Consider the following 11151-nt stretch of genomic DNA (forward strand, 5'->3'; position numbering starts at 1 on the left):
GTAGCAGCATCAGCGGCAACGGCGTTAATTACTCAGTAACAGCTCCTAAAACTGGGAAAGAAAACGCAGGTCGTTTTCATAAAAAAGGCGGATATCGGTGATGCCGTACTTCAACATGGAAATCCGCTCGATACCAAGACCAAAGGCGAAGCCGCTGTACTCTTCCGGATCGTAGCCGACCTTTTTAAAGACCTCCGGGTCGATCATCCCGGCGCCTAAAATCTCAAGCCAGCCGGTGTGTTTGCATACCCGGCAACCCTTGCCGCCACAAATGACACAACCGATATCCACTTCGGCGCTGGGCTCGGTAAAGGGGAAGAAACTGGGGCGAAAACGGATGGGGGTATTTTCAGCGAACATCCTGGTGATGAACACCGAAAGCACGCCCTTGAGGTCGGCGAATGAGATGTTGCGGTCAACAAGAAACCCTTCCACCTGATGAAACATGGGGGTATGGGTGATATCCGAATCGCAGCGGTAGACCTTGCCCGGCGCGATCATCCGCAGGGGCGGCTGCTCCTTCTCCATGATCCTGGCCTGCATGGGCGAGGTATGGGTTCTGAGCAGCAGGTTGTCACTGATATAGAAGGTATCATGCATAGCCCGGGCCGGGTGATGCGGCGGGATATTCAAGGCCTCGAAATTATAAAAATCAACCTCGACATCCGGCCCCTCGGCCACGGCAAAACCCAAGCCTTCGAAGATGGCGCAGACCGCGTCCATGACCTGGGTCACCGGATGCAGCTTGCCAAAAGGCGTTGTCCGCCCGGGCAGGGTCAGATCAAGGGTGGCCTGGGCTGCGCCGGCGCCAGCTTCGGCAAGCCGGGCTTCCCGCGCAGCATATGCTGATTCCAGCTCCTGCTTGATCTCGTTTGCCAGTTGTCCGAGCCGTGGGCGCTCCTCCGGAGGGGCTTGGCCCAATTGCCGCAGGACAAGGGTAAACTCCCCTTTCCGGCCCAGATACTTGACCCGAAACGGCTCAAGCTCGTCGAGCTGGGAGATTGCGGCGAGCTCTTCACCGGCAGCGGTTTTCAGACGAAGAAGTTCTTCGTGCATGCTGGGCACGGCAACAATCAGTTGCTGACGCGAGCCAGATTGGCAACCTGGGTAAAGGCCCCCGGATCAAGAACAGCCAGATTGGCGAGAACCTTGCGGTCCAATTCCACATTGACCTTTTTCAAGGCGCCCATCATGCGGCTGTAGGTGGTATCGTTTTCATGGCAAGCCGCACCGATCCGCACAATCCACAATTTCCGGAAATCGCGCTTTTTCTGGCGACGGTCGCGGTAGGCGTAGACCAAGGCCCGATCCACGGCTTCCGTTGCCGTCCGGTACAGGCTGTTCCGGCCACCGATAAAACCACTGGCCAACTTCAAAACTTTTTTTCTTCTCCGGCGCGCTTTAAATCCACGTGTTACGCGAGGCATCGTACTTCTCCTTATTGACATTCTCCGACGTTTTCTTCCCGTCGGCAGTGTTTATACTGGTAATCATCTTGAGGCGGACAATCTGCCCTGCCGATTTTTTTACATGTAGGGCAAGAGACGCTTGATCCCTTTGAGATTGGTAGCATCAACAATCCCGGCTTGGCGCAAATTCCTTTTCCGCTTGGTGCTCTTTTTGGTGAGGATATGGCTGGTAAAGGCCTTGCGGCGAACAATCTTGCCGGTGCCAGTACACTTAAACCGCTTGGCAGCCCCTCTGTTTGTTTTCATCTTCGGCATGGTTTTCTCCCTTTTTCATATCTTCGCCGGCAGACCTACACCGGCCAATACACTATGCTTATCCGCCAACCTTGACGGAACTGTTATTTCGGCCCTACAAACATGGCCATCTGCCGCCCTTCCATCTTGGGAGGCTGCAAAATAACCGCGTCTTCCTTCAACTCCTCGACCACCTTGTTCATCACCTCCATGCCGAGGGTGTCGGCATAAACAATCTCGCGGCCACGAAACCGCAGGGTGATTTTCACCTTGTTCTTCTGCTGCAGAAACTTCTTGATGTTCTTGATCTTGAATTCAAGGTCATGCTTCTCGGTTTTGGGCCTCAGCTTGATTTCCTTGACCTCGATAACCGTCTGCTTCTTCTTGGCTTCCTGCTGTTTCTTGCTCTGCTCGTAACGAAATTTTCCGAAATCCATGATCCGGCAGACCGGAGGATCAGCCGCAGCCGACAGTTCTACAAGATCAAGCCCTACCGCTTCGGACTTTGCCAGCGCTTCGCGGACAGGCACAACCCCTACCTGCTGCCCTTCCTCGTCAATGAGACGGACTTCCTTACAATCAATCTCATGGTTGATTCTGGCCCGCACTTCCCGCTCTGGTCGGTCGCCAACTTTTTTCCCTTTAATACTCATACCTCCGCACACATTATTCTTAAAACACCGCACACGATGCCGGGCATCCGCACGCTGAAATATTGCATACTACTCTGAAACACCTAGCTATTGCAAGCGCCAGTTCGGCCAGCTTCATTTTCCCTGGCAATCAGCGCCGCAAACTCGGGGATTGACATGGCCGGAAGATTATCGCCGTTGCGCAGCCGCACCGTGATCTGGCGCGCCTCCACTTCCTTGTCGCCGATGATCAGCATGTAGGGAATCTTCTGCATCTGGGCTTCACGGATTTTGTAATTGAGCTTTTCGTTGCGGAGATCCTTTTCAAGCCGCACCCCTGCCCGCCGCAGCTCCCCATACACCTCTTCCGCGTAATCGCTCTGCGCATCGGTGATATTCATGATCCTGGCCTGCGCCGGGGCCAGCCATACCGGAAAGGCGCCGGCATAATGCTCGATAAGCACCCCAATGAAACGCTCCAACGAGCCCATGAGGGCCCGGTGGATCATGATCGGCTGATGCTCCTTGCCGTCTTCCCCGGTATAGGTCATCTCAAAACGTTCGGGCAGGTTGAAATCCACCTGGATCGTGGAGCACTGCCAGCTCCGGCCCAAAACATCCTTGATTTTGATATCGATCTTCGGCCCGTAAAACACCCCTTCGCCAGGGTCAAGCTCGTAAGCCAGTCCCTTTTTCTCCAGGGCCAGCTTCAGGGCGGTGGTGGCCTGCTCCCAGTGCTCGTCGCTACCCACGGATTTCTCCGGCCGGGTGGAGAGATAGACCTCATAGTGCTCAAAGCCGAAGGTCTTGAGGATGTGCAGATTCAGGTCAAGGATATTAAAAATCTCCTCTTCCAGGTTATCGGGCCGACAAAATATATGGGCATCATCCTGGGTGAAACCGCGAACCCGCATCAGGCCATGCAGGGCGCCGGTTTTCTCGAAACGGTACACCGTGCCCAGCTCGCACCAGCGCAGGGGAAACTCCCGGTAGCTGCGTTTGCGCGTATTATAGATGGCGATATGAAACGGGCAATTCATCGGCTTGAGCTGATAGCTTACCTCCTCGATCTCCATGGCGGAAAACATGTTCTCCCCATAAAAATCGAGATGGCCGCTGGTCTGCCACATGTCACGCCGGGCAATATGCGGGGTGAACAGCAGTTCGTAGCCGTTTCGATAATGTTCTTCGCGCCAGTGATCCTCAATGATCTTCCGGAGCAGCGCGCCCTTGGGTTGCCAGAGAATCAGGCCCGGTCCGACTTGGTCGGAAACGGCAAACAACTCCAGCTCCTTGCCAAGCTTCCGGTGATCGCGCTTCTTTGCCTCTTCGAGCTGAAAAAGATAGGCCTTCAGATCCTTGGGGTCAAAAAACGCCGTGCCATAGATGCGCTGCAGCATCTTCCGGTTTTCATCGCCACGCCAGTAGGCGCCAGCCAGCTTGATAACCTTGACGGCCTTCAACCAGCCGGCATGCGGCAAGTGCGGTCCACGGCAGAGATCAACAAAATCGCCCTGCCGGTAGAGCGAAACAGTCTCGGCACCAAGATCATTCAGCAGCTCAACCTTGTAAGACTGACCACTCTTTTCAAAAAGCTCAATCGCCTGGGCGGAAGACATTGTCTCCCGAGAAAAAGGAGCGGCGAGAGCAACGAGCTCCTGCATTTTTGCTTCAATCCGGGCAAGATCGTCTGGGGTGAACGGCTCCGCCCGGTCAAAATCATAGTAGAATCCATCGGCGATGGCTGGTCCGATGGCAACCTGCACCTCCTTGCCGAACAGGGCAAGAACAGCCTCGGCCATGACATGGGCCGCGCTGTGCCGCAGAATTTCCAAGGCCTCGGGGCTGTCGACGGTTACGGGCGCAAAGGCCGCATCGGCATCGATGGGCGCGGAAAGATCCACCAGCCTGTCATCCAACCGGGCGGCAATGGTCTGCTTACGCTCCTTGTTGGAAACCAGCTCTTTCAGGGCCTCGGCCACCGTGGTCCCCGCAGGGACCGTTTTCTGCTCCCCGGAGGGAAGGGTGAGGGATATTTCCGTCATGGTTGTTGGGCTCAGCCTTTCCGCAAATGCACAAACAAAAACAAGCACATTGACCAGGTCAATCTGCCTGCACAATGAGGTTTGGCGAAACTGCTCCCTGCCAAGCCTCGCGACGCCAAGGTATTCGTGATTTTTTCTGGTAGGCGCGGGCGGATTCGAACCGCCGACCTCTTGCGTGTCGGGCAAGCGCTCTAACCAACTGAGCTACGCGCCTAAAAAAATAATGAGCGCGCCGCCCATGGCGACAGCCCTTTCTTTTTAAGACAAAACTTCCAAACGGCAACCAAATACCAACAATTCCCCCAGGTGTCAAGGACAAATTAGTTTACATCGCCCGCCTTCACCCGCGAAAAAAACCAGCCGATGCCCCTGTTCCTGGCGATATCCTCCTTCTTCAGGAACAGGTGTCTTTCCTGGATTCAATGGCCCGGCTAAGCGTGAGCTCATCGGCATACTTAATGTCCATACCCATGGGAATCCCGCAGGCCAGCCTGGTCACCTTGACCGCCACCTCCTCCTGCAACCGCTTGATGAGATAGGCGGCCGTCGCTTCCCCCGGCACGGTGGAACTGGTGGCGATCAGCACCTCCCGCACCTGCTGCTTCCTGATCCTTTTCAGCAGGGCATCCGCCTTGATTTCCTCCGGACCGATGCCGTCCATGGGAGAAAGAACCCCGTGGAGAATATGGTACTTGCCCTTGAAGGCCCCGGTTTTCTCAATGGCCATGAGGTCGGCGGATTCCTCTACCACGCAAACCAGCCCGGCATCACGCTCTGAATCCTTGCAGATGGCGCACGGATCGCTTTCCGCAAAGGCAAAACAGCTGCCGCACAGTTTGATGGTCCGGTGCAGCTCCCCCAGATCCCTGGCCAGGCTCTGGGCCTCGCTGGCGGGCCGCCGCAAGATATGGAGCGCCAACCGGGTCGCGGTTTTCATGCCGATCCCCGGCAACCGGTTCAGGTCGGTGATGAGACGGCTCAGGGCCGGAGGAACGACATTCATAGGGAGAAGGAAACCCAAGGCAAAAGATGAAAAAGGAAAGGAACAGGCTCAGACAGCCGCGTTTTTTCAGGCTGCATTTTTTCCTTTGCGCCTTTCACTTAAAACATTCCCGGAATCTTGACCCCGCCGGTGAGCTTGGCCATCTCGGCATCGCTCATCGCCTGGGCCTTACGCATGGCCTCGTTCACTGCGGAAACCACAAGATCCTGCAACATCTGCGGGTCCGCAGGGTCCACCACCTCTTTGTCAATGGTCAGGCTGATGAGCTCATGCCTACCATTCACCGTCGCACTTACCATGCCGCCACCCACCGTGGCGCTGACCTGCCTGCCCGCCAACTCGCCCTGCAACTCCGTCAGGCGTTTCTGGAACTGTTGCGCCTGTTTCATCATCTGCTTCATATCCATCCACATATCTCCGGCATTGACTTTTTGGCCCAGTGGTCCGACAGCAAAAGCAACTGCCTACTCCTGCTGTCCTTCACTTGCAATTCTTAACTTTTAAGTTCCCTTTCAACTCGGCCCGGTCCTGATACTCCCTACCTGCCCACCAAAAATCTCAGTGGTCATCTGAACCATGGGATCATTGGCCAAAACCCGCCGCTCGACAAGAAGGCTCTCCGCCTCGTCGCCGTCGCCATTCTCAGAGGCCTGTGCGCCGCGCACCTTGAAAACGACCCGAAAATCGTGCTGAAAAAAATCCAGAGCAAAGGTCTGCAGGAGCTTCAGATTGTCATGCTCCTGCAACAGCTTGCAGTCGGAGGGGTCATCAAACCTCAGGACCAGTTCGCCCCCCTCATCCCGTGCCGAAGCGCACAACTGCAACACAGGGGCCATCCAGCGCTTACGTTCCTTGACATATTCAACAAACGCATCCCAGTGCCTTTTTACTTCCCGGCCAGCAGGAAGAACAGCGGCCGAAGGAGACGATTGCCCGCTCTGTGCTTGGGGAGGCGTGGCTTCGGGCGCTATTTCATTTTTTTTTTGTTCCGGCACCATTCCAGAAGAAGATGCCATCGATGACCGGGGCATAGCCCTGGGCGCGGCTGGCTCGGGTTCCGCCGTGGAAATCGCCGGCGAGATCGACCTCCCGGCGCCCTGCGGCAGGGGAACGACTCCGGCCAGCAATCCGTCAAGACGTCCCAGCAGGGTAGCCGTCGGCACAATCTGTCCGGCCTGGGTGGCCCGAACAAAAGCCATCTCCAGCGCAAGGCGAGGCCGGGAAGAGTACTGCATCTCCTCACTTCCCTTTAGCAGCAGGGAAAAATACTGGTAGAGCGTTTCCTGGCTGGCGCCTGCGGCAATGTCCTTGATGGCCGCCAGTTCCTGATCGGAAAGATCCAGTAACTCCTCGGGCCGGGCCTTGACCTTGGCAATCAGTAAGGCCCGAAAAAATCCCAGCAGATCGTTGGCAAACCGCTTGAGATCCATGCCCGCGGCTTGGCCCTGCTCAAAGATCTCCAGGCAACCGGCCAGATCCGCCGCCAAAAGCGCTCGGGCCAGGTTTTCATAGATTCGGCGATCAACCAGCCCCAGAACCTCGGCCACATCCCCATCGCTGATCTCCTCACCGCCAAAGGAAAAGAGCTGATCGAGAAGACTCAAACCGTCCCGCACACTGCCTTCAGCCTCCCGCCCGATCATCTCCAGGGCACGTTGGGAGATGGCAACCCCTTCCGCCCCGGCGATCCTGGCAAAAAATGCGACCAGCTCGGCAAAGGGTACCCGTTTGAGCTCATAACGCTGACAGCGGGAGAGGATGGTGATGGGAATCTTGTGCAGCTCAGTGGTGGCGAACATGAAATAGACATGGGCGGGCGGCTCTTCCAGTGTCTTCAACAGGGCGTTGAAGGCCTCGGTGGTGAGCATGTGCACTTCATCGATGATGATAATTTTATAGCGACCCTTAGCGGGAAAAAAGCGGATGTTTTCCTTGAGTTCGCGGATCTCCTGGATGCCGCGGTTGGAGGCACCATCGATCTCATGCAGATCCATGGCGTTGCCGGCCATGATCTCCAGGCAGGACTCGCACTGATCGCAGGGCACATCGGGCTCGCCCTGCCGGCAATTGAGCGCCTTAGCCATGAGCCGCGCCAGGGTGGTTTTCCCGACCCCGCGCACCCCGGAAAAAAGCATGGCATGGGCCACCCGGTTCCGGGTCAGCGCATTGCGCAAAGTGCGCACCACGGCCTGCTGACCGACAACCTCATCAAAATTCTGGGGACGCCATTTTCTGGCGAGAACAAGGTAGGACATTTTCAGTCCTCGGGTGTCAGAACCGGTTTTTCTGGGAGTGAGACGAAAGATGGGCAAAGGGCCGAAGGTCCAAGCCGCCTTCCGAAAGGTAAAAAGGTAAATGTGCAGCAGCACCGCAGATGCTAGGAAGAGGCCTGCGAAGTGTGCTTGCGCACATAAGCAGGCCGATGACAACGCAGATGCGGTGCTGCTGCACATTTACAAAAAAATGATAGCCAGGCACCCCTGCGGCACACAGAGTAACTCACTACCGTTGCTTCCTTCCGGACCTGGCGGGGTTCGCAAGTCTCTGTTGCGCAGGACCCGGCTATCAAACCGTAAAATATCTGGTGGAGAAGGTGGGATTCGAACCCACGGTACGTTGCCGCACACACGCGTTCCAGGCGTGCACCTTAAGCCACTCGGTCACCTCTCCAGCGTTTTCTAAGTCAAACAGGCACGCTGGCCAATGGGGCACCACTTTACAACACCTGCTCCCTCTTGCAAAGAACAAAATATCCAAGAGAAAGAGATGACCGTCTCAACCAATAATTTTATCAATTATTCCAAAAAGATATACAGACAAAAGCAACGCTCACCCCCTGGGAAAAACGGATTCACTGGCCTGGGAAGTGTATTCTGGGATCACCTTGCCAAGCTCGGCCTTGATCCCCTCTGAGTCATGGGTTGAAGCGAACTGCTTGAGATTTTCCAGCGATTCCTGCAAATCTTCCAGACAAGCGCCGTTCCCACGCAGCACCATGATTTTCTCATGGCCGGTGGGCACAATCCCCTCGCCCTCGGTGATCAACTCCTCGTACATCTTTTCCCCGGGCCGAAGCCCGGTATAGATGATCTCGATCTCAGTGTCCGGCTCCTTGCCGCAGAGCTTGATCAAATCCCGGGCCATCTGACCTATCCGCACCGGCGTCCCCATCTCCAGAATAAATATCTCCCCGCCCTCGCCCATGGTCGCGGCCTGGAGAATAAGCTGGCTCGCCTCCTCGATGGACATAAAATAACGGGTCATATCCGGGTGGGTGACGGTGACCGGACCACCCAACTCGATCTGCCGCCGAAACAGGGGGATGACCGAGCCCGAAGAGCCGAGGACATTGCCAAAACGCACCGCCATGAACAGGGTTCCTGCTCCTGCCAATCGGGCCTTTTCGCAAAAACCCTGCATGAGGATCTCGGTCATCCGCTTGGTGGCACCCATGACATTGGTGGGCCGCACCGCCTTGTCGGTGGAAATCACGATAAAGCGTTCCACCCCGAACCGCACCGAAACCTCCATCAACCGCTTGGAGGCAAAAATATTATTGTACACCCCCTCCCAGGGGTTGCGCTCAACCATGGGCACATGTTTGTAGGCTGCGGCATGAAAAACCACCGTTGGCCGATAGTGCGGGAACAACGACTCCAGCAAAGCCTTGTCCTGCACCTTACCGAGCACAGCAACATAGTTCTTAAAGCCATATTCGTGGAGCAACTCCATCTCGATCTGGTACAGGTTCTGTTCGCTGGCATCCATGAGAATAAGCATTCCAGGCCGAAAGCGAACAATCTGACGGCAGAGCTCCGAACCTATGGACCCGCCGGCCCCGGTGACGAGAACCGTCTTCCCTGCCAGAAACTCACCAATTTGTTCCAGCTCGAGACGCACCGGTGGCCGCCCCAGGAGATCTTTGTACGAGACATCACGGATGGCCTTGATGGAAACCCGGTCGCTGATCAGCTCTCCTAACCCGGGCAAGGTCTTGAACGGAATTCCGCAAGCCCGACACAGTTCGACAATCCTCTGCATCTGATCACGGCTGGCCGAGGGAATGGCAATAAGCACCTCCTGGGCCTTGGTCTTAAAGACATACTCCGAAAGATCCGCAATTGAGCCGAGAACCGGAATACCGTGAATCTGCTGTCCGATCTTGGCGGAATGATCGTCGAGAAACCCAGCCACCATGTAGGGCAACGCCTTATTATCGTTGATTTCCCGCGTCACCTTCTCAGCCGCGTCACCTGCCCCGATAATAAGCAACCGCTTGCGACGCTGCCGTTTGCTGACATCCTCCCGAAGAAAAGGCAGACAAAAAGCACTCTGGCACGAGAGCCTGAGGCTGACACGAAAGCCAGCAATGAAAAGAAAAGTCAACAGAGCATCGAGGACAAAGACCGACCTAGAAAACCCCTCAAAACGGTTCAACAACAGAATGCCGCCCAAGGTAATAAAACCCGCAACCACGCAAGCTTTGAGAATGTTTAGCAGGTCGGCCAGAGAAGTGTACCTCCACATACCCCGATACAACCCAAACAAATGGAACAGCGCCAGCTTAGCGGCAAGAAGGAAACCGAGGACCGCGGAGATGTTGGCCCGCTGTTCCTGCGGCACAACGCCATCGAAACGAATTAGGTAGGCCAGCAAATGCGCAGCGACCAGCAGTAGCAGATCAACCCCGAGCACGATCCAAAAATTCAGTTTACGAAACTGGTACTTCATACCTAATGACCTTTGTGCATTTTACATACACGGAAAAAAGACGTCATCTGTTCAAAATGGAAGGCCGCTTTGTTCGCGCCCACTGAATTTTACCATTTATAACCATGTGTTCCTCTCAATTCCCACATATGCTTGCTGTAGGTTGAACAAATGGACACCAATGTTTTGATCCCAAACAAGGCGGAGGTGTCAATATGGAAAAAAATCGGGATGGCAGTTATATTAATAATTTACGGGAAGAGGCCGCACGATTGGGGGTTGAGATCAAAACCGCCCGTCGCCGGACTCGAGAAAGCTGTGGGCCGGAACGTCTGCAAAAAACTGCCGGATTACGGAGTGCAAGGCGAGATTCATCGGATCAAACGCTTGCGTCAAGAACTTGGCCTGCGCTGTCGCGCAGAAACAAAAAATCAAAACCACGACCAATTTCGCCCATTTCCTGCCTGTGGCGGACAACCTGCTGGCACAGAATTTTGCCGCAACCGCACCCACCTAGGTTTGACTGACAGACATCACGTATATCCCAACCAGTGAGGGAGGGCTCTACCTGGCTGGCCATAAAGGCATGTGTCCCGGCGAAATGGGGCGGCTTTGCCATGCGCAGCCGCTTGACCAAAAAAGCTGGTGAGTCAATCGCTTTTTCGGGCATCGCCGCCAAACGGGCGCAGATCGATCTAACTCATCACTCCGCCCGGGAAGTCAGTATTATGAGTATCGAAGTTTACTAGAGCAGTCCAAGATACAATCCTCCATGAGTGAAAAAATAACTGTTATAACAACGCCCCCAAGGAAAGCCTGGGGGACGCTGAAAATCGAGATCGTTTTCCACCGGCGTTATCAACCCCGGCAAGAAGCAATCCGGGAGATTACAGAATACACAAAGGTTTTTTATAAACGCCAAAAAAAACAAAGAGAACTCGGTTATCTTTCCCCGGCGGCCTTTGCTCGTCGATTTGATAAAATGCAGACAGTGGCGAGACTGTTTTGGTGTCCACTATTGCCGACTCACCTCAACGGCAATCAGGCTCCAACCAGTC

General features: G+C 55.2%; 10 protein-coding genes, 2 tRNA genes and 1 other RNA gene. All 13 read right to left on the reverse strand.

The features are described 5' to 3' along the window. Nucleotides 1-45: 45 nt before the first annotated feature. The 13 genes from pheS to ACZ46D_RS08245 all read right to left on the reverse strand — a co-directional run bounded on the left by pheS (nucleotide 46) and on the right by ACZ46D_RS08245 (nucleotide 10763). A complete protein-coding gene (gene pheS / locus ACZ46D_RS08185; RefSeq protein ID WP_464926963.1) occupies nucleotides 46-1056 on the reverse strand; it encodes a phenylalanine--tRNA ligase subunit alpha in 1011 nt (336 codons plus the stop codon). Between the two features lie 17 nt (nucleotides 1057-1073). After that, nucleotides 1074-1427, reverse strand: coding sequence for a 50S ribosomal protein L20 (rplT, locus tag ACZ46D_RS08190; protein ID WP_464926964.1), 354 nt, complete (start codon nucleotides 1425-1427; stop codon nucleotides 1074-1076). 99 nt (nucleotides 1428-1526) lie between these two features. Further along, nucleotides 1527-1724 (reverse strand): 50S ribosomal protein L35, encoded by a 198-nt coding sequence (gene rpmI / locus ACZ46D_RS08195; protein ID WP_464926965.1) that lies wholly within the window; start codon nucleotides 1722-1724, stop codon nucleotides 1527-1529. A gap of 83 nt (nucleotides 1725-1807) precedes the next feature. Then, nucleotides 1808-2356 carry a translation initiation factor IF-3 gene (gene infC / locus ACZ46D_RS08200; protein ID WP_464926966.1) on the reverse strand — a complete coding sequence of 183 codons (549 nt, stop codon included), beginning with the start codon at nucleotides 2354-2356 and terminating at the stop codon, nucleotides 1808-1810. 83 nt (nucleotides 2357-2439) lie between these two features. Beyond that, nucleotides 2440-4380, reverse strand: coding sequence for a threonine--tRNA ligase (gene thrS / locus ACZ46D_RS08205; RefSeq protein WP_464926967.1), 1941 nt, complete (start codon nucleotides 4378-4380; stop codon nucleotides 2440-2442). Nucleotides 4381-4517: 137 nt separating this feature from the next. Beyond that, nucleotides 4518-4594 (reverse strand) — tRNA-Val (locus ACZ46D_RS08210). 180 nt (nucleotides 4595-4774) lie between these two features. Further along, entirely contained in the window at nucleotides 4775-5383 is a 609-nt protein-coding gene (gene recR / locus ACZ46D_RS08215) for a recombination mediator RecR (protein ID WP_464926968.1), read from the reverse strand. A gap of 98 nt (nucleotides 5384-5481) precedes the next feature. Beyond that, complete coding sequence (locus ACZ46D_RS08220) at nucleotides 5482-5790, reverse strand: YbaB/EbfC family nucleoid-associated protein (protein WP_464926969.1); 309 nt, start codon at nucleotides 5788-5790, stop codon at nucleotides 5482-5484. Between the two features lie 105 nt (nucleotides 5791-5895). Continuing rightward, nucleotides 5896-7638: a DNA polymerase III subunit gamma/tau gene (gene dnaX, locus ACZ46D_RS08225; protein WP_464926970.1), complete on the reverse strand. Its 1743-nt coding sequence runs from the start codon at nucleotides 7636-7638 to the stop codon at nucleotides 5896-5898. A 210-nt stretch (nucleotides 7639-7848) separates the two neighbouring features. Next, nucleotides 7849-7947, reverse strand: an RNA gene (gene ffs, locus ACZ46D_RS08230) — signal recognition particle sRNA small type. Nucleotides 7948-7965: 18 nt separating this feature from the next. Next, nucleotides 7966-8053: transfer RNA gene (locus tag ACZ46D_RS08235), tRNA-Ser, on the reverse strand. Nucleotides 8054-8212: 159 nt separating this feature from the next. Then, nucleotides 8213-10114: a polysaccharide biosynthesis protein gene (locus ACZ46D_RS08240; RefSeq protein ID WP_464926971.1), complete on the reverse strand. Its 1902-nt coding sequence runs from the start codon at nucleotides 10112-10114 to the stop codon at nucleotides 8213-8215. Between the two features lie 358 nt (nucleotides 10115-10472). Then, a complete protein-coding gene (locus ACZ46D_RS08245; RefSeq protein WP_464926972.1) occupies nucleotides 10473-10763 on the reverse strand; it encodes a hypothetical protein in 291 nt (96 codons plus the stop codon). Nucleotides 10764-11151: the final 388 nt, after the last annotated feature.

It is taken from the genome of Thiovibrio sp. Mzg5 (assembly GCF_055379285.1).